The organism is Streptomyces sp. NBC_00457 (assembly GCF_036014015.1).
Classification (GTDB): domain Bacteria; phylum Actinomycetota; class Actinomycetes; order Streptomycetales; family Streptomycetaceae; genus Streptomyces.
This window is the reverse complement of the sequence record NZ_CP107905.1, coordinates 3,819,773-3,837,541: the sequence shown is the minus strand read 5'-3', so window position 1 is coordinate 3,837,541 and position 17,769 is coordinate 3,819,773. Positions and strand designations below refer to the sequence as shown.

At 70.5% G+C, this 17,769-nt stretch carries 18 protein-coding genes; 7 read left to right on the top strand and 11 right to left on the bottom strand.

Annotated features, from left to right (window positions below; all coding sequences use genetic code 11):
- Positions 1-92 precede the first annotated feature (92 nt).
- From OG828_RS17205 to OG828_RS17185, 5 genes are read left to right on the top strand one after another with little or no spacing between them, the layout of a single operon-like run.
- Positions 93-2,867, top strand: a complete 2,775-nt coding sequence (locus OG828_RS17205) for a sensor histidine kinase (RefSeq protein WP_328501637.1) — start codon at positions 93-95, stop codon at positions 2,865-2,867.
- Positions 2,864-3,376, top strand: coding sequence for a roadblock/LC7 domain-containing protein (locus OG828_RS17200; protein ID WP_328357021.1), 513 nt, complete (start codon positions 2,864-2,866; stop codon positions 3,374-3,376). The genes OG828_RS17205 and OG828_RS17200 overlap by 4 nt, the downstream gene beginning before the upstream one ends.
- Positions 3,373-3,795, top strand: a complete 423-nt coding sequence (locus OG828_RS17195; RefSeq protein WP_328438591.1) for a DUF742 domain-containing protein — start codon at positions 3,373-3,375, stop codon at positions 3,793-3,795. The genes OG828_RS17200 and OG828_RS17195 overlap by 4 nt, the downstream gene beginning before the upstream one ends.
- Positions 3,776-4,432, top strand: coding sequence for a GTP-binding protein (locus OG828_RS17190; protein WP_328357015.1), 657 nt, complete (start codon positions 3,776-3,778; stop codon positions 4,430-4,432). The genes OG828_RS17195 and OG828_RS17190 overlap by 20 nt, the downstream gene beginning before the upstream one ends.
- Positions 4,433-4,468: 36 nt before the next feature.
- The gene (locus tag OG828_RS17185; RefSeq protein ID WP_328501636.1) at positions 4,469-5,719 is read left to right on the top strand and encodes a styrene monooxygenase/indole monooxygenase family protein; all 1,251 of its coding nucleotides are present in this window, start codon (positions 4,469-4,471) and stop codon (positions 5,717-5,719) included.
- Here OG828_RS17185 and OG828_RS17180 read toward each other — a convergent pair.
- From OG828_RS17180 to OG828_RS17165, 4 genes are all read right to left on the bottom strand, one after another.
- Entirely contained in the window at positions 5,716-6,828 is a 1,113-nt protein-coding gene (locus OG828_RS17180; protein ID WP_328501635.1) for a C40 family peptidase, read from the bottom strand. The genes OG828_RS17185 and OG828_RS17180 overlap by 4 nt on opposite strands.
- A 103-nt stretch (positions 6,829-6,931) precedes the next feature.
- Positions 6,932-7,234 (bottom strand): hypothetical protein, encoded by a 303-nt coding sequence (locus OG828_RS17175; protein WP_301983941.1) that lies wholly within the window; start codon positions 7,232-7,234, stop codon positions 6,932-6,934.
- 10 nt (positions 7,235-7,244) lie between these two features.
- Positions 7,245-7,892: a TetR/AcrR family transcriptional regulator gene (locus tag OG828_RS17170; RefSeq protein WP_328357003.1), complete on the bottom strand. Its 648-nt coding sequence runs from the start codon at positions 7,890-7,892 to the stop codon at positions 7,245-7,247.
- Positions 7,893-7,995: 103 nt separating this feature from the next.
- On the bottom strand, positions 7,996-8,934 hold the full coding sequence (locus OG828_RS17165) for an AurF N-oxygenase family protein (RefSeq protein WP_328501634.1): 939 nt from the start codon (positions 8,932-8,934) through the stop codon (positions 7,996-7,998).
- A gap of 89 nt (positions 8,935-9,023) precedes the next feature.
- On the opposite strand from OG828_RS17165, the gene OG828_RS17160 reads away from it, so the two are divergent.
- Positions 9,024-10,133 (top strand): ferritin-like domain-containing protein, encoded by a 1,110-nt coding sequence (locus tag OG828_RS17160; RefSeq protein ID WP_328438585.1) that lies wholly within the window; start codon positions 9,024-9,026, stop codon positions 10,131-10,133.
- Here the strand turns inward: OG828_RS17160 and OG828_RS17155 are convergent.
- From OG828_RS17155 to OG828_RS17125, 7 genes are all read right to left on the bottom strand, one after another.
- Positions 10,130-10,639, bottom strand: a complete 510-nt coding sequence (locus OG828_RS17155; RefSeq protein WP_328356994.1) for a DUF3291 domain-containing protein — start codon at positions 10,637-10,639, stop codon at positions 10,130-10,132. The two genes, OG828_RS17160 and OG828_RS17155, sit on opposite strands and share 4 nt — an antisense overlap.
- 65 nt (positions 10,640-10,704) lie before the next feature.
- Entirely contained in the window at positions 10,705-12,162 is a 1,458-nt protein-coding gene (locus tag OG828_RS17150) for a penicillin-binding transpeptidase domain-containing protein (RefSeq protein WP_328501633.1), read from the bottom strand.
- Entirely contained in the window at positions 12,159-13,523 is a 1,365-nt protein-coding gene (locus OG828_RS17145; protein ID WP_328438583.1) for an FtsW/RodA/SpoVE family cell cycle protein, read from the bottom strand. Before OG828_RS17145 ends, OG828_RS17150 begins: the two co-directional genes overlap by 4 nt.
- Positions 13,524-13,566: 43 nt before the next feature.
- Positions 13,567-14,004, bottom strand: coding sequence for an SH3 domain-containing protein (locus OG828_RS17140; protein ID WP_328501632.1), 438 nt, complete (start codon positions 14,002-14,004; stop codon positions 13,567-13,569).
- Between the two features lie 226 nt (positions 14,005-14,230).
- Complete coding sequence (locus OG828_RS17135) at positions 14,231-15,472, bottom strand: ATP-binding protein (protein WP_328501631.1); 1,242 nt, start codon at positions 15,470-15,472, stop codon at positions 14,231-14,233.
- The gene (locus tag OG828_RS17130; RefSeq protein WP_328501630.1) at positions 15,469-16,224 is read right to left on the bottom strand and encodes a hypothetical protein; all 756 of its coding nucleotides are present in this window, start codon (positions 16,222-16,224) and stop codon (positions 15,469-15,471) included. Before OG828_RS17130 ends, OG828_RS17135 begins: the two co-directional genes overlap by 4 nt.
- 97 nt (positions 16,225-16,321) lie before the next feature.
- Entirely contained in the window at positions 16,322-16,828 is a 507-nt protein-coding gene (locus OG828_RS17125) for a protein-tyrosine phosphatase family protein (RefSeq protein ID WP_328356975.1), read from the bottom strand.
- Positions 16,829-16,926: 98 nt separating this feature from the next.
- Between OG828_RS17125 and OG828_RS17120 the strand changes: the two genes are divergently transcribed.
- A complete protein-coding gene (locus tag OG828_RS17120; protein WP_328501629.1) occupies positions 16,927-17,730 on the top strand; it encodes a nuclease-related domain-containing protein in 804 nt (267 codons plus the stop codon).
- Positions 17,731-17,769: the final 39 nt, after the last annotated feature.

Genomic DNA, 17,769 nt, shown 5'->3' with positions numbered 1-17,769 from the left:
CCGTACCGGGCGGACGTACCGGCTGGGAGCACCAGTTGACGCAGCGCGCCACCCGGGCCCAGGGGTATCACGAGTCAGGAATGCGAGCACCGGTGCTGAAGACGCGGCCTCGTCGTACAGGCAAGCAGACGGCCTCCCCAGGGGGCACGGAGCACACGTCGGACACACTCGCCGGCCAGGGCCGCCCGACCCACGTACGCAACCGGCTGATCGTCGCTGTCGCCGTGGTGGCCGCCGCCGTCGCCGGGGCCGGAGCGCCCTCGATCGTCGCCGCCTCGGGGCAGCTGAGCGACTCCCAGTCGCTGGTGACGCTCTCCGAGCAGACCGAGGACGCGCTCACCCTCGCCCACTCGCTGGCCGACGAGCGGGACGAGGTGACCTCGTACGTCGCGGCCGGCCGGCCCAAGTCCAAGGCGCCGAGCGAGCAGCGCAGCGTCCGCGTGGACCGGCAGGTCGAGGAGTTGCGCGCCGACCCGGACGCACCCGCCTCGCTGCGGTCCGACCTCGACGGGATCGCGGCGGTACGGAGAGCGGCGCTCACCGGAAAGAGCGGTGCTCTCGACACGCACGACGCCTACTCCGCCACCATCGCCGAACTCCACCGCCTCGCCGAGCGGCTGGCCGAGGAGATGCCGCCCCGCGCGGGCTCCGGCGCCTACGCCCTGGCCGAGCTGGACTCCGCCGTCCAGCAGGCCGCCGCCACCCGCGGACTGCTCCTCGCCGCGCTCAACATCCCGCGCACCACCGAGACGGTCATCGACCCCATCACCGGTCTGGCCAGTACGGTCACGCAGTCCTCCGACGCCGACACCAAGCAGCGTGACGCCCTGACCGGTGCCGCCCAGGAGGCCCGGCTGCGTTCCGACGCGGCCCTGGCCGAGTTCCGCGACACCGCGCCCAAGCCGGCCCGGACCTCGTACGACCGCACGGTCACCGGTCCCGAGGTCGACTCCGGCGAGCAGTACCTCGCCTCCCTCACCGACCGGCCGGCCCTTTCCGACGGCGAACTCGGCACCAGCGCCGACAAGGTGAACGCCGCCCTGTCCGCCCGTATCGACGCGATGCGCGGCGCCGAGTCCGCGCTCTTCGACCGGCGCACGAAGGACCTGGCCCAGCTGCGCGACGACGATGTGACCGAGCTGGAGATCCGGATCGCCGTCCTCGGCGCGCTGATCCTGCTGACCATCGGTATCGCCACGGCCATGGCGCGTACGCTCACCCGCCCGCTGTCCGTCCTGAAGCGCGGCTCGGCCCGGCTGGCGGACGCGGAGAACCCCGCCGCCGAGGAACCCGTCACCTTCACCGGCCGCAACGACGAGTTCGCTCAGGTCGTCCGCTCCGTCAACGCCCTGCACGCGCAGGCCGCCGCCCTTCACGAGCGGGTCGCCACGCTGGAGGCCGACCGCAAGCACCTGGTCGGCCAGCGGCAGAAGATGGCCGACGCCCGGGAGCAGCTGCGGGCCGAACTCGCCGAGTCCACCGCCCAGTTGGACCGGCTGCGGGACAGCATCGGCACCACCTTCGTCAACCTCGCCCTGCGCACCCTCGGCCTCGTCGAACGCCAACTCGGCGTCATCGAGGGCCTGGAGGAGCGCGAGCAGGACCCCGACCGGCTCGCCACCCTCTTCAAGCTCGACCACTTCGCCACCGTCATGCGCCGGCACAGCGAGAACCTCCTGGTCCTCGCCGGCACCGAGCACGTCCAGCACAGCGCCGGGCCCGTGCCGCTGATCGACGTCGTGCGGGCCGCGGTGAGCGAGATCGAGCGGTACGAGCGGGTCCGCATCGCCGCGCTGCCGCCGCATGCCCACATCGCCGGGTTCGCCGCGGACGACCTGAGCCATCTGCTCGCCGAACTCCTGGAGAACGCCACCTCGTCCTCGCCGCCCGAACTGCCCGTCGAGATCTCCGGCTGGCTGCTCGAGAGCGGCGAGGTCATGCTCTCCGTCCAGGACGAGGGCATCGGCATGACCGCCGACCGGCTGACCGCCCTCAACGCCCGCCTAGCCGACTTCGACCCGCAGGCGCCGTACGACCAGCAGGGCGAGGAGGGTCTCGGCCTCGGCCTGTACGTCGTCGCCCGCCTGGCCCACCGTCACGGCGTCCGCGTCCAACTGCGCGACCAGAAGCAGGGCGGCATCACCTCGGTCGCCGTCCTGCCCAAGGCCCTGCTGGCCACCGCCCCGTCCGTCGAGGTCCCGTCGACGTCACCGGGCGCGGACGCCGAGGCCAACTCCAACGTCCTCCACGGCCGTTCGGAGACGGGCGACGACCCGCTGGTAGCGCTGGCGGAGAAGGCCGTACGGGAAACGGCGGACGCCGACAAGGCCGTACCGGACCTGGCGAGCCCCCGGGAGCACCCAGCCGAGACGACGATAGAGCTCCTGCTCCCAGCCCTCGCACCGACCGAACCCACGGCTGAACCGGCGGCTGAACTGACCGAACCCGCCCCCGCACCGACCGAACCCGCGGCCGCCGACGGCGAGGACGCCCCACAAGGGCCACCCGCACCCGACGACGAAAGCAGCACGGGTGGTGCGGGTGGGAACGAACCCGCCGAAGGCGAAGCCGAGGCGGAACACCACCGCACCCCCGACGAGCCCGTCACCGACAAGGGCCTGCCCAAACGCACCCCGAAAATCTCCGCGCCCACATCCGTACCCCGCCCGCGCAGCAGCTCCGTGGACGCCGAAGCCCTACGCCGCCGCCTGGGCGGCTTCCGCCGAGGAGCCGAGGCGGGCTACCGCGACGTAGAGGCCGAGATCGCCGAACAGACGGGCCGGCACGAAATTCCCACCGCCCGCGCAACACATGACGCACAAGCCGAAGAAGCCACGGGGGGCACCGTCGAGGAGGCAAGCAGTTGACCGCGCCCAGTACCTTCGGAACCTTCGGACTGAGCAGTGAAGCCCGCAACCTGCACTGGCTGCTGACCAACCTGGTCGAGGAAGTGCCCGGCATCCAGTCCGTCGCAGTGGTCTCCTCCGACGGACTGCTCCTGCTCTCCTCCGACCCGGGCCGCAACGCCGCCGCCCGCGAGGCCATCGCCGCCCGCCCCACCGGCCCCCGCGGCTCCTCCGCCGACCTCGCCACCGTCGTCTCCGGCATCGGCAGCCTCACCATCGGCACCGCGAAGCTCATGGAGTTCGGCGCGGTGAAGCACACGATGGTCGCGATGGACGAGGGCAGCCTGTTCGTGATGTCGATCAGCGACGGATCGCTGCTCGGCGTCCACGGCTCGGCGGACTGCGACATGAGCGTGGTGGCCTATCACATGGCCCTGTTCGTCGGCCGCGCCGGACACGTCCTGACCCCCGAACTCCGCAGCGAACTCCGCCAATCCCTGGAAGCCGAGTCGACGGGGAGCACCCGATGAGCAGCAGTGGGCCGAAGAGGCTCCCCGTCCGCGGCGCCGACCGCAAGCCCGCCCGGGTACGCCCCTACTCGCTCACCGGCGGCCGCACCCGCTTCGGGCACGTCCTCCTCGTGGAGACGTTCGTAGCGAGCACGGCGGCGATCGAAGCCCCCGAGGAGCGCAGGGAACTGACGAACGGTTCCCTCACCACCCGCGTGATGCCGGAGATGCGGGCCATCGTCGAACTGTGCCGCCGTATGCGCACGGTGGCCGAGATCGCCGCGCTGCTGAAGATGCCGCTCGGCGTGGTCCGCGTGCTCATCAGCGACCTCGCGGACCAGGGAAAGATCCGTGTGTACGGCACCGGAACCGGCCACGGCACCGGCCGGCCGGACCGGGCACTGCTGGAAAGGGTGCTGAGTGGACTCCGTCGTCTCTGACGCCGCGAGAGGCGTCTCCCCCTACGTCGAGCCCGAGCACGAGCCCGAGTCCGACGAGAACCTCCAGTCCTGGCAGACGCAGCTCGCCCGCGCCCCCGTCGCCACGAAGATCGTCGTCGCCGGCGGCTTCGGCGTCGGCAAGACCACCCTCGTCACGGCCGTCTCGGAGATCACGCCCCTCCAGACGGAGGCGCTGATGACCCAGGCCAGCGAGGACACCGACGACCTCACCGGTACCCCGGACAAGCTGACCACCACCGTGGCCATGGACTACGGCCGCCTCACGCTCGACGACGACCTGGTGCTCTACCTGTTCGGCACGCCGGGCCAGCAGCGGTTCTGGTTCATGTGGGACGACCTGGTGCGCGGCGCGATCGGCGCGGTGGTCATGGCCGACACCCGGCGTCTGAAGGACTGCTTCCCGGCGCTGGACTACTTCGAGAGCTGCGGGATGCCGTATGTCGTCGCGGTCAACCACTTCGACGGCAGCGAGCGGTTCGAGCCGGAGGACGTGCGGGAGGCGCTGACGGTTCCCGCGCACATACCTGTCATGATCATGGACGCCCGGCGCAGGATCTCCGTGATCGAGACCCTCCTGGCCCTGGTCGGCCACGCGCTGGATGCCACCCCTGAGTAGTCGCTTGAGCAGTCGTTTTTAGGAGTCACCACCCGCATGCGGAAGATACTCGTCGTCGGAGCCGGCCAGTCCGGGCTCCAGCTCGCCCTCGGACTCCAGTCGCACGGGTACGAGGTCACCGTGATGTCGAACCGGACGGCGGACGAGATCCGTGCCGGCCGCGTCATGTCCACGCAGTGCATGTTCCACACGGCCCTGCAGCACGAGCGCGATCTCCAGCTGAACTTCTGGGAGTCCCAGGCCCCGAAGATCGAAGGACTCGGCGTCTCGGTCGCCGCCCCCGGCTCCTGGAGCGAGGGCCCCGCGGCCCGCGCGATCGACTGGGTGGGCCGACTCGACGGGTACGCGCAGTCGGTGGACCAGCGAGTGAAGATGGCCGGCTGGATGGAGACGTTCGCCCAGCGCGGCGGCCAGCTCGTCATCCACGGTGCGGCCGTCTCCGACCTGGACTACTTCTCCCGTACGTACGACCTGGTGCTCGTCTCGGCGGGCAAGGGCGAGCTGGTGTCCATGTTCGCCCGGGACCCCGAGCGCTCCCCGTACAGCGAGCCACAGCGCGCCCTCGCCGTGGCCTACGTCCACGGTCTGGGCCCGCGCCCCGAGCACCCCGAGTACGACGCGGTCCGCTGCAACCTCGTGCCCGGGGTCGGCGAGCTGTTCGTCATGCCGACGCTGACCACCTCCGGCCGCGCCGACATCCTGTTCTGGGAGGGCATACCCGGCGGCCCGCTCGATGTCTTCAACGGCGTCAAGGACCCGGCCGAACACCTCTCCCTGATCCTGGAACTCATGGAGCGGTTCACGCCGTGGGAGTACGCGCGGGCCACGAACGTCGAACTCACGGATGCGGGCGGCGTATTGAGCGGCCGATACACCCCGACCGTCCGTAACCCGGTCGGCCGCCTTCCTGGCGGGGGGCTGGTGCTGGGCGTCGCGGACGTCGTCGTCGCGAACGACCCCATCACCGGTCAGGGCTCCAACTCGGCGTCCAAGTGCGCGGCTTCCTATCTCGCCTCGATTCTCGAGCACGGGGAGAAGGAGTTCGACGAGGTGTGGATGCGGGGGGCTTTTGAGCGGTACTGGGAGACGGCGCGGCACGTCACGAAGTGGACCAATGCGATGTTGGCTCCGCCGCCTGAGCATGTGCTGAACCTTATTGGGGCGGCGGGGGAGTTGCCGCCGGTGGCTGATCGGTTCGCCAATGCGTTCAATGATCCGGCCGACTTTGAGAACTTCTTCTATGAGCCTGAGAAGACGGCGGCTTATTTGGGGTCCGTGGCTGCCTAGTCGCCGTTGGGGGTTCGGGGTTCTGGCGGCTGATGGTTCGTTGTGGCTTGTCGCGCAGTTCCCCGCGCCCCTTTGGGGCGTTCGTCTGGGCGTACTGCTCCAAGGATCGGGTTGGATGCGATCGGGGAGAGCTTGATTTTGTCGCCCGGTCTTGGGGCGTGTACGACCTTTCCTTCGCCCAAGTACATGGCTACGTGTGTGGCCTCCGGGAAGTAGATGACCAGGTCGCCGGGGCGCAGCTTTTTGAGGGGGATTTTCGGGAGCTGGGCCCATTGTTGCTGGCTGGTTCTCGGGATGGGTTTTCCTGCGTGGCTCCAGGCCTGGGAGGTCAGGCCGGAGCAGTCGTAGGTCTTGGGGCCCTCGGCGCCCCATTCGTACGGCTTCCCGAGTTGTCGTACGGCGTAGCGCAGAGCCTTGTCGCCTTTGCGGGAGGGGGGTCGGTTGTCGTTCAGGGCGCCGGAGGCCATGAACTCCCGTTGGGCCTTGTCGGTGCCGGTCTTCTCGAACTCGGTCAGGGCGGTGAGCTGTTCGGTGGTGAGGGAGGCGAGGAGTTTCTCGACGTCGTGGAGCCGCTTGCGTACCTCGTCGCGCTGTTTCTTCTGCCGTGCGGCGAGGGAGAGCTGGCGGTCGAGGGCGGCGCGGGCCTTGTGTGCGAGGTCGTCGGCCTTGCGCTCGGTTCCGGTGAGCCGCTGCAGGGTCTCGGCCCGCTCCCGCGCCACCTGCCCGATCACATGGCCCTGGTCGAGCGCGTGCTGTGGATCGCGGGCCAGGAGCAGCTGTACGTACGGGGAGATGTCGGTGCTGCTCTGGTACTGCTGGCGGGCGAGCCGTCCGGCCGCCCCACGGCTGTCCTGCAGGGAGAGCCGGGCGCGGGCGAGCGCGCGGTCCAGGCGGTCGACCTCGGTGCGCTGCTTCTTCAGCTGTTCCTCGGTGGCGTTGTAGGTCTCGGTGGCCCGCTCGGCCTCCCGGTACAGCCGCTGAAGGTCCGTCAGCAGCCCGGCCACCGCACGGTCGCCGGGCTCAGGGACGGCCATGGCGGGTACGGCCGCGACAACGGCCTGGGTCGCCACCGCCGCCGTACAGACCAGACGCAGAAGACGCCCTGACATGTCATCACCTCCGGTGCGGCGCGGCCCCTCCGCTCCGCACCGCGAGCATCAGACGGCCGCTCGTGTTTCGCGCGCGGGGTGTGCGCGGTTCGGCGCAACGCCGTCACTCGTCGGCGTCATCCCGCTTGCCGCCCGGCGTGGTGTCTGGCTTGGACCACGGCCACCGCAGTCCGCTGCCGCGCTTGCCCTGAGGGTCGTACTCGTACTTCCAGCCCTGCGTCAGACCGAGCCGCTTGCTGTGCCCGCGCGGGACCCTGCGGTAGACCAGCACGGTGGGTTCGCCGCCGTCGGGGGCCGGGACGGGGATGCGGTACGTCTTGGGCGGGTGCCCGGTCATGCCCAGCAGGACGGGCAGGACACGGCCGTCCATCGGGCCGCCCTCGAAGGGGGTGTCTTCGGTCTTCACGGCACCAGTCTCAGCCATCCACCGCGAGGGCCTCGACCAGGGCGGCGGTCTGCGGATCGCGCCCGCCGGTCACCGTCAGCGCGGCCATGAACTGCTCCACCAGCCAGTCCCGCAGCTCGTCGAGCGGCGGTTGCTTGCCCTCGTCGAGCCAGATGAGCGAGGCCGCCTCCACGGCCGTGATCCACATCCGTACGGTCATCCGCAGCAGCAGGCCGGGCTCGGGGACGGCGAGATGGCTGAGGATGTGCTCGGCGGCGGCCCGGCGTACGCCGTCGACGATGGCGGTCGTACGGGACGTCTCGACGACGCTGCCGCCCTGGAGGAGAGCGCTGAAACCCGTGTCGTGCTCGTCGACGAAGGCCAGGTAGCGGTCGAGGGCCCGCACCAGCCGGGGCAGGCGCGGGCCCACGCGGGGCTCGTCGAAGCACTGCTGCAGCTCGTCCGCGGCGGACCTGAGGGCGGCCTCGTACAGCTGCTGCTTGCCGCCCGGGAAGTACCGGTAGACCAGGGGGCGGGAGACTCCGGCCGCCTCTGCCACGTCGTCGAGTGAGACGTCCTCGGGGGTGCGGTGCGCGAAGAGTTTCAGCGCGGCGTCGAGGAGCTGACTTCGTCGCTCCTCGACGCTGAGGCGGCGGTAGGCGGGGGCGGCGGGGGTCATGAGTGCAGCCTAATCGCCGTGGGAGGCGCTGGATCGCTGGCGGCTGCGGGTTCGTTGTGGCTGGTCGCGCAGTTCCCCGCGCCCCTTACGTTGGTCAGCTCGCCTATGCCAGGAGGCCCGATGCCTTCCATAGGCGTCGGCCCACCCCCCGCATCACCCCTATGTCGTCCAAGAAGTCCGTCAGGCGCTTCGCGCCCGTCTGCATGATCTCTCGGCGGTGGCCGCTGGCCTTCACCTGGGCCATGGCCTCCCGTTTGTCCAGGCCTACGTTCGTGTAGACCTCGGGATTCACGAAGGCCACCGAGAACACCCGGGCGAACTCTCCGGAGGTGACCCGGGTGAACTCCTGGGACCACTTCGGGGCGGTCATCATCTGGCGGCGCAGCTCTTCACGCGCGTACCGCACATGACGTGCCTCCTCCACCACGTGGATTCGCGTCACGCCCCGGATAAGGGGCTGTACCCGCTCGTCCGGGAAGGTCAGCCGCTGCATCCAGTCGAGGACTTCCTCGCCGAGGAGGGTCGCGGTGAAGGAGCCGGGGGTGGTGGAGATCGTCTTGAACAGGCGGCCGAGGTTCTGGTGGACGCGGCTCACGGGGTACCACGGTGTGCCGCCGTGGGTGATCATGCGGGCGAACATCTTCGAGTGCCGGCACTCGTCCTCGATCTCGGTCAGCGCGTAGCGCACATGCGCGCTCGTCGCCGCCTTGTCGTAGATGTGCCGGGTGAGCAACTGCATCAGGATGATCTCGAACCAGATCCCGAGGGAGGCGAGCGCGGCGGCCTCGTGCTGGGAGAGCAGGATCCGCTGCTCCTCGCTCATCCGCTTCCACATCGGGGTGTCGTAGAGGGACACCAGTTCCGGCGGCCAGAACCACTTGCCCTCCTCGAAGGGCGCGTCCCAGTCCAGTTCCTTGTCGGGGTCGAAGGAGTGCTTGAGAGACGAGGCGAGCAACCGCTCTGCCACCTGCTCCCGGTCCTTGAGCAGGCCGAGCGCATCGCGCAGCCCGTCGAGCGCGTCGGCTTCGGTCACGGTCGTCATGCGCTTATGAGACCGCTTGTCAGCAAGCTCGTCAATCCCCTGTGCGCGACTTGTTGACCCCGCGTCTACCAAGTAGGAGCCTGCGATGCATGCCGACTGAAGACCTGTACGCCATGGACCCGGGAGACTCCCTCTGGCAGGTGCCGGCGACCGGCGCCGCCCGCTTCAGCTGGGAGTACGACGACGGGCGCGACCGCCTCCTCGCCCTCTACCAGAAGGGCAAGGACAAGCAGTGGGACGGACAGAAGCGGATCGACTGGGACCTGGAGGTCGACCCGTACGACGCGCTCGGCACACCCGACGAGTCGATCAGCCTCTACGGCACCCCGTACTGGGCGAAGATGACGGACCGCGACAAAGGCGAACTGCGCCGGCACCTCGCGTCCTGGCAGTTCAGCCAGTTTCTGCACGGTGAGCAGGGCGCGATGATCTGCGCGGCCCGGATCGTCGAGTCGGTCCCCGACCTGGACGCGAAGTTCTACTCGGCGACCCAGACGATGGACGAGGCCCGGCACGCCGAGATCTACGGCCGTTTCCTGCACGAGAAGATCGGCCTGCTCTACCCGATCAACGACAACCTCCAGTCTCTGCTGGGCGACACGCTGCGCGACTCACGCTGGGACATGCCGTACCTCGGCATGCAGGTGCTCATCGAGGGCCTCGCGCTCGCCGCCTTCGGCATGATCCGCGACACGACGGACAAGCCCCTGCCGAAGCAGATCCTGGCCTACGTCATGCAGGACGAGGCCCGGCACGTGGCCTTCGGCCGGATGGCGCTGCGCGACTACTACCGGCAGCTCAGCGACGCCGAACTGCGCGAACGCGAGGAGTTCGTCATCGAGGGCTGCTATCTCATGCGCGACCGGCTGCGGGGCGTCGAGGTGCTGGAGAACTTCGGCATCCCGAAAGCGGAGGCCGAGGAGTACAGCGAACGGTCCGAATTCCTCGCCCTCTTCCGCCAGTTGCTCTTCTCCCGCATCGTCCCCTGCGTCAAGGACATCGGCCTGTGGGGCAAGCGCCTCCAACAGGCCTACGTCGACATGGGCGTCTTCGAGATGGGCGACTCCAACCTGGACCTGCTGATGGCCCAGGACGAGGAAATAGCGGAGAAGCTGGACGCGGAACGGTTCGCGACGGAGGAAAACGACCGGGTGGCGGAAGTGCGGCAGGCCATCGACCTGGGGGCAACCGATTCCTAGGCCGGGCATCCGAGGTCGTTCGGGACCTCCAGGGCCACCGGCTGCGCCCCCTCCGGGGGGAACGACGTGCGGAGAGTGAACGCATACGGCGTCGGCCCGTTCGTGCGCAGCTGCAGCAGGCGGGACTCGGCCTCGGCGACCGTGGGCCGGTGGCCCGCCGGAACCCACCACATCGCCGTCATCGCCTCCTCGACCCGCTCGAACCACTCCCGCCGACGCGCGAGCATCTCCCGGTGCCGGCCCTGGTACATGTACGCGGTCAGCGCGTCGGCGTCCCGCCACACCGACATGTTGATGATCAGCCACTCGTCGCCGAAGACCTGGATGTCGGTCGCGTCGCCGGCGTCCGACTGGAGCCGCCAGACGAATCCGTCAGCGGCGTCCGCATCCGCGTTGACCGGGTCGAGCGCGTCGACGAAGTCCTTCAACTCCGGGGAGTCCAGGGGGAACTTGAGGCGGGCGATGTTGACCTCGGCGAGTTCGTACGCGATGTCGGCAGTCGTCATGGACCGAACGGTAGGTCGGGAAGATGGCCCTCGGTACCCCCGTCTCAGTAATCGAGCACGCCCGCCTACGAGTTCAGCACCGCCCGCATCACCGACCGCGCGATCGGTGCCGCGTCCCCGCCCCCGCTGATCTCGCCCCGCCGCGCCGACGCGTCCTCCACCACCACGGCGACCGCCACCTTCGGTTCCAGGTCGCCGTCGGCCTGCGCCCAGGAGACGAACCAGGCGTACGGCATCCCGGAGTTGTCGACGCCGTGCTGGGCGGTGCCGGTCTTGCCGCCTACGGTGGCACCGCGGATGGCGGCTCGCCGGCCGGTGCCCTCCGTGACCACGTCGGCCATCAGCTCCTTCATGCGGACGGCGGTCGACGGGTGCATCATCCGCCGCAGCGGACGCGCCCCGGCCGTCGCCAGCGTCGCCCCGCTCGCCCGGGTGGTCCGCTCGACCAGGTGCGGCGACCGCACCTGCCCGCCGTTCGCGACGGCCGCCGCGACCATCGCCATCTGCAGGGGCGTGGCCCGCGTGTTGTACTGCCCGATCGACGACAGCGCGAGCTGCGCCCTGTCCACCGACGTGTCGAAGGTGCTCGGCGCCACCGAGAAGGGGATCTTCACCTCGGTGTCGTTGAAGCCGACGGCCTCCGCCGTCCGCGCCATGTCCGCCACACCCACCCGCACGCCCAGCCTCGCGAACACCGTGTTGCACGACCACACGAACGCCTCCCGCAGCGAGGCGTCCCGGCAGCCGTCGGCCTCGTTCGTCAGCGAGGTCGTCGTCCCGGGCAGGGTGTACGGGTCGGGTGAGTCCGTCGGCTCGTCCAGATCCTTCAGCACACCGGCGTCCAGCGCCGCCGCCGCGGTCACCACCTTGAAGGTGGAGCCCGGCGGATACGTCTGCCGCACCGCCCGGTTGAGCATCGGCTTGTCCCGGTCGCCGTTCAGCCGCTCCCAGGACCGCTTCGCCGCCGGCCCGTTCCCGGACAGGACGGCGGGGTCGTACGACGGCGTGGACACCAGCGCCAGGATCCGCCCCGTCGCCGGCTCGATGGCCGCCACCGCGCCCTTGCGTCCGCCGAGCCCGGTGTACGCCGCCGCCTGCGCGGCCGGTTCGATGGTCGTCACGACGTCGCCGCCCGCGTTCTGCGACCGCGTGAGGTCGTTCCACAGCGGGAACGGCGAGAGCATCGGGTCCGTGCCGGACAGGAGGTCGTCCTCGGCGTGTTCCAGGAGCGTCGTGCCGTACTCCTGCGAGGCGAAGCCCGTGACGGGCGCGTACATCGGGCCGTGCGCGTACGTCCGCTCGTAACGGAGCTGCTCACCCGTGTCCACCGAGCCGGTGAGCCGGGCGCCGTCGGCCAGGATGTCGCCGCGCGGCTGGCCGTAACGGGCGATGTTCTGGCGGCGGTTGGCCGGATTGTCGTCGTAGGACTGGGCCTGGAAGACCTGGATGCGGGCGGCGTTCACCAGCAGCGCCACGAGCAGCAGGGCGCAGAACACCGCGGCGAGCCTGATGTACCGGGTCATGGGGCGACCTGCCCGTCGTACTGCCGCCGTGCCGAGTCGCTCACCCGGACCAGCAGCGCCACGATCGCCCAGTTGGTGACCACCGACGAGCCGCCCTGCGCCAGGAACGGCATCGCCATGCCGGTCAGCGGGATCAGCCCGGTCACCCCGCCCGCGATGACGAACACCTGGAGCGCCACGATCGAGGCGAGACCGACCGCCAGGAGCCGGCCGAACGGGTCACGCAGGAGCAGGCCCGCCCGGTAGCCGCGCTCCACGAGAAGGCCGTACAGCAGAAAGATCGCGGACAGACCGGCCAGCCCCAGTTCCTCGCCCGCCGTCGCCAGGATGAAGTCCGACTTGGCGGCGAAGCCGATCAGGATGGAGTGACCGAGCCCCAGACCGGTGCCGAGCACACCGCCCGCCGCGAACGCGAACAGGGACTGGGCCAGCTGGTTGGCGCCCTGGCCCGCCTCGATCGACGCGAACGGATGCAGCCAGTCCTCGATCCTGCTGTGCACATGCGGCTCCAGCCAGCCGACGGCCACGGCACCGAGCGCGGCCAGCAGCAGGCCGACGGCGATCCAGCCGGTGCGGCCGGTGGCGACGTACAGCAGGACCACGAACAGACCGAAGAACAGCAGCGACGTCCCCAGGTCGCGCTCCAGCACCAGCACCCCGACGCTCAGCAGCCAGATCGCGACGATCGGGCCGAGGACCCGCCCGGTCGGCAGCTGAAGGCGCCAGATGCGGCGGCCGGCGTAGCGCAGCGCGTTGCGGTTGGCGGCGAGATACGCGGCGAAGAACACCGCGAGCAGCACCTTCGCGAACTCGCCCGGCTGGATGGAGAATCCCGCGATCCGGATCCAGATCCGGGCGCCGTTCACCGCCGGGAAGAAGATCGGCAGGGTGAGCAGGGCGAGGGCGGCCACGACACACACGTACGCATAGCGCTGGAGCACCCGGTGGTCGCGCAGCAGCAGTACGACGAAGATGAACAACCCCACGCCCAGCGTCGACCACACCAGTTGAGTGGGCGCCGCCCGGTCGCCCGGCGTCTCCAGGTCGAGCCGGTAGATCAGCACCAGGCCCAGCCCGTTGAGCAGCACGCCGATCGGCAGCAGAAGCGGGTCCGCGTACGGGGCCCGCAGGCGCACCGCACAGTGCGCCAGCAACGCCAGCACGCCCAGACCGGCGCCGTAACCGGCCGCGCCGGGCGGGACCGAGCCGTTCTTCGCCAGGCCCACAGCGCAGTAGCCGTACACCGACAGGAGTACGGCGACGACGATGAGGGCGAGTTCGATGCCACGGCGCCGGGGGAGGCGTACGACGGGCGTGGAGCGGTCCGTCGCTGCTTCCAAGGTGGTTCCGGCCTTGCTCATGTCCGGAACTTACCCAAATGACATGTCTTATGACACTTCGTCATCAGCACCAGCGCGGCGCAGGCCCGATGTTGTCGATGAACCGCGCCGCACCCCACGCCCAGGTGCCGTCCGTGAGGAGATACCAGAGCGGGTTGCCCTGCACGCTCTGCCCGGGCGTCTTGCAGAAGATGGACACGACATCGCCGCGGTGGACCGCACGGATCGGCCGACTGCCACGAGTCGGCGCACTGCGCAGGATCAACCGGTCGGCGGTGACGACACCCCGGTAGCGGCGCGGATCGCGATAAGCGCCCTGGCCACCGAACTCCTCGAATCCATCGTCGCCCCCGAAGCTCGAGTCGCCGTTGCTGAACTCCGAGTCCCCACCGCTGCCCCATTCGTCGTCCGCGACGGCGGGTGTGACGGCGGTCGCGCCGGCGAGCGCGACGACAGCAGCAGTCATGGCGAGACGGCGAGTGAGACGGGTGCGCAGAGACATGGCGGGTACCTCCATGAATGGGGCGAAGCTGACTAATCGCCACATTAGGAGCGAGGGTGGAGGCCCGCGCGTGCTGATGGGCCATAGGGGAGCGGGGGCTGGGGCCAGCCGACGCGCCCGAGCGCGCGCAGCGCGCTCAGGGGCGCGGGGAACTGCGCGACCAGCCCCCACAACCCGCAGACGGCGACGAACCCCTCAGTCCCGAGCTCTTGGCCGCCCCCACCCCCTACCGCAAGACAAGAGTGGCGACGGCGCCACCGTCCGCCGCATTCGCAAACGTCAACCGCGCCCCCAACACCTCCGCCTGCCCCAACGCGATCGTCAGCCCCAGCCCATGCCCCCTGCTCCCACCCTCCGTACGAAACCGCTGCGGCCCATGCACGAGCAGATACTCCGGATAACCGTCCCCATGATCCCGAACGCTGACGGCCGGACCGTTCACCGTGAGAACGACCGGCGGCCGCCCATGCCGATGTGCGTTGGCGACCAGATTCCCCAGCACCCGCTCCAGACGCCGCCGATCCGTCTCCACCCGGGCATCCCGGACGACCCTGACCTCGACCTCCGCGTCGTTCCCGGCCGCCCGCACCACCCGCTCCGCCAGCGCCCCCAACTGCTCGGTGTCCAGCTCGAGCCGCTCCCGCCCGGTGTCGAGCCGGGAGATCTCCAGCAGGTCCTCGGTCAGCGTCCGCAGCGCGGCCACCCGGTCCCGCACGAGCTCCGTCGGCCGCCCCGGAGGGAGCAGTTCCGCGGCGGCATGCAATCCAGTGAGCGGCGTGCGCAGCTCATGCGCCACGTCCGCGGTGAACCGCTGCTCGCTCAGCAGCTTGCCCTGCAACGACGCCGCCATGGAGTCCAGCGCGGCGGCGACCGCGGCCACCTCGTCCTGCGGGCGGGTCGGATCCTTCGTGCGGGGGTCGTCGACGCGTGCGTCCAGGTCACCGCCGCTGATCTGCCGGGCCACCTGCGCGGTCGTGTGCAGCCGCCGCGTCACCCGGGTCACCGCGAACGCGCCCACCAGCAGCGTCACCCCGATCGCCAGCCCCGAGGACCAGATGATCGCCCGGCCGAGGTCGTCGATGGTGCGCGCCTGCTGCGCGTAGTCGACCCGCACGGCAAGCGCCCGGCGGCCGTCGGCCGGGCCCGCCGCCCACATCGTCGGGCGGCCCTCGTGGTCGGCGACCATCGTGCCCCGCTCACCGGCGACCGCCAGCTCCCGCAGCGAGGCGGGCAGCCCGTCCGGGTCGACGCCCACGCCCGGCATCAGCCTGTCCCCGGCCTCGAACGCGGTGGTCGCCTCGTCCAGCCGGGACAGCGCGAGGTCACGGGCCTGCTCGACCGTCTGGTTCGACACGGACACATGGACCAGGACACCGAGCAGCGCGGCCAGCGTGCAGCACATCACCGTGATGAACACGGCCGCCTTCACAGCGAGCGTCCCGGACCAGCGGGGGAGCCCCAGCCTCACCGAGCACTCGCCGAAGCCGATGCCGATGCCGATGCCGATGCCGATGCCGACGATGACGGCGACGGTCGTGCGGTCCGCGTGCCCGTACCCGTACCCGTGCGCAGCATCTCGTCATGCGTGAGCAGCATCGCGCGCTGGTTCGCGTCCCAGGTCCACTGGAGGCGGTACTCGTAGCCGGCGACCTCGGACGGCGACCGTATGATCACGGACCGTCCGGCCAGCTCGACCGCGCTCATCGCGTCCTCCCAGCGCATGACCCGCACCAGCCGCCCCTTCTCGACGGTGTAGACGCGTACCGCCGTCAGGGTGCCAGGCAGCTGCCGGAAGCCCAGCGTCAGATCGTCGCGCCCGTCGCCGGTCAGATCGCGGTAGTACGGCTTCAAGACCGGGCACCTGGCCCGGTTCCCGCCCGCCGCGCACTCGGCCATCCGCTCGCCCGTCTCGTGGTACGGCGACCCGTCGCCGTAGTCGTCCGGGCTCGCGGCGACCTCGGTCCGTACGATCGCCACCGGATCGACCTCGCGGAGGTCGCCGCCCGGCACGCCGACGCCCTTGATCACCTCGCGCTCCACCTCACCGATCTCGAAGGCGGGGGAGGAGACCGGTGGCAGCTCGGGCCAGAGCCGGACCGGGCTGACCGCGGTCGGGGTCGGGCCCGCGCCGCGCAGCCCGCCGGTGTCGCCGCAGGCCGCGGTCGTCGCCGTGAACAGGGCGGCGAGGACGAGGGCCCGGACGGGGCGGCTGAGGGGCACGGCACTCCTCTGGTCCTGGATGATCGTGGGCCCCGTACACCTTATTCGCGGGGAAGTCCTTTTTGCGTGCAGGGGCTGTACGGCCCGCGCACCGGCGTCATTCGGCCAGCTCCTCCAGCAGCCGGGCCGTCGACAGTCCCGCCCGCAGGTACGCGACGAACAGCTCATTGTGCAGTGCCCAGGGCGAGCGATGGGCGCGGATCAGCCGGATCGCCTCCTCGGCGGAGCAGCCCCGCCGGATCAAGGTGTGCGCGATGACAAGGCCGGAGCGGTTGTAGCCGTGGTAGCAGCGGACGAGGACGCTGCGGCCGTCGTCCAGCGCCTCGCTCGCGGCCTGCGCGAGCCGCATCACGCCCGCGAGCTGCGTGCCGTCCAGCGGTCCGTCCGGAATCGGCCACACCTGGTGCTCGACCCCCGGGTCCGGCCCGTGCCCCGGCAGCCGGAGGAGCGTCTGCACGAGATCGAACTCATCATGGACGACGACGAATTCCACCTGCCCCGAGCCGCCCCTGAACTCGTGCCCGCCCATCCACAGGCCGGGCACGATCTCGCTCCACGGGCTGTCCGGAGCAGGTACGTCGGGCTGGTTCCCGCGGGTCCGCAAACGAGCCTCCCCAAACCCATGCCAACTCATCCCAAAGGTAACCGGGTTCTTGCCCCTGGAGCACCCCGCCTGGTCCCATGGTCATGGGGTGATGGTGCATGAGCCGACTGCGCGTCATACCGACCTGGCGGCACGGCCAGGAGCGGCTGTATGTATGCCTCACGGACGGGCGGAACATCGCCTGGTACGACAGGGAGGCGGCCCGGGTCAACCTGCTGAGCGACGACCACAGAGAGGGCGTACTCGAAGCCCTCGGACCGTTCCTGACCGGCCCCGTCACCGTCGGCCCGCCCCCGGTGCCGACCCCCGCGGAGCTGGCCCGCCTCACCCTCCACCCGGACGACGACCTGGCGCCCAACCGCCCCGGCGAGGCCCTCCACATCGCCCTGGACCGGGACCCCGGACCGGCTCACCGGCTGCGCCCCGACCCGCGCCGCCGGGCGCTGGCCGCCGAGCAGGCGGTGGGGGAGGCCCTGGAGCGGCTGGACGGCGCGGGCTGGCACGCCCTGCACTCGATCCCGCTGCCCGGCGGCGACCGCGTCCACCACCTGGCGATCGGCCCCGGCGGACTCTTCGCCGTCCACACCGTCTACGCCCGCAAGACGCGGGTCCTGATCGCCGACCCCATGGTCACCCTGGGCCGCCGCGAAGCCCGCCCCCTCCTCCGCCGCGCCCGCACCGACGCCGACCGCGCCTCCTACGCCCTGACCGCCGAGGTCCACCCCCTCCTCGCCGTGGCCGGCCCCGCGGATGTCCAGATCACCGCCCCTCTCCGCGAAGTACGAGTCTTCCAGGACACAGAACTAGGAGGCCTGGCCCGCCTGGGCGGCGTACTCAAACCGGCGGACGTGGAGGCGTTGCACGCGATGGCCAGGGACCGCCACACATGGGACCGGGTCTGAAGCGCCCCGTAAGGGGCGCGGGGCTGTATTTGATATGCG

Coding starts and splice junctions, on each gene's coding strand:
- OG828_RS17180 (WP_328501635.1), bottom strand. CDS start 6,828: ATGTCAGGGCGTCTTCTGCGTCTGGTCTGTACGGCGGCGGTGGCGACC.
- OG828_RS17150 (WP_328501633.1), bottom strand. CDS start 12,162: ATGACCCGGTACATCAGGCTCGCCGCGGTGTTCTGCGCCCTGCTGCTC.
- OG828_RS17195 (WP_328438591.1), top strand. CDS start 3,373: ATGAGCAGCAGTGGGCCGAAGAGGCTCCCCGTCCGCGGCGCCGACCGC.
- OG828_RS17185 (WP_328501636.1), top strand. CDS start 4,469: ATGCGGAAGATACTCGTCGTCGGAGCCGGCCAGTCCGGGCTCCAGCTC.
- OG828_RS17165 (WP_328501634.1), bottom strand. CDS start 8,934: ATGACGACCGTGACCGAAGCCGACGCGCTCGACGGGCTGCGCGATGCG.
- OG828_RS17120 (WP_328501629.1), top strand. CDS start 16,927: ATGAGCCGACTGCGCGTCATACCGACCTGGCGGCACGGCCAGGAGCGG.
- OG828_RS17160 (WP_328438585.1), top strand. CDS start 9,024: ATGCCGACTGAAGACCTGTACGCCATGGACCCGGGAGACTCCCTCTGG.
- OG828_RS17140 (WP_328501632.1), bottom strand. CDS start 14,004: ATGTCTCTGCGCACCCGTCTCACTCGCCGTCTCGCCATGACTGCTGCT.
- OG828_RS17145 (WP_328438583.1), bottom strand. CDS start 13,523: ATGAGCAAGGCCGGAACCACCTTGGAAGCAGCGACGGACCGCTCCACG.
- OG828_RS17170 (WP_328357003.1), bottom strand. CDS start 7,892: ATGACCCCCGCCGCCCCCGCCTACCGCCGCCTCAGCGTCGAGGAGCGA.
- OG828_RS17155 (WP_328356994.1), bottom strand. CDS start 10,639: ATGACGACTGCCGACATCGCGTACGAACTCGCCGAGGTCAACATCGCC.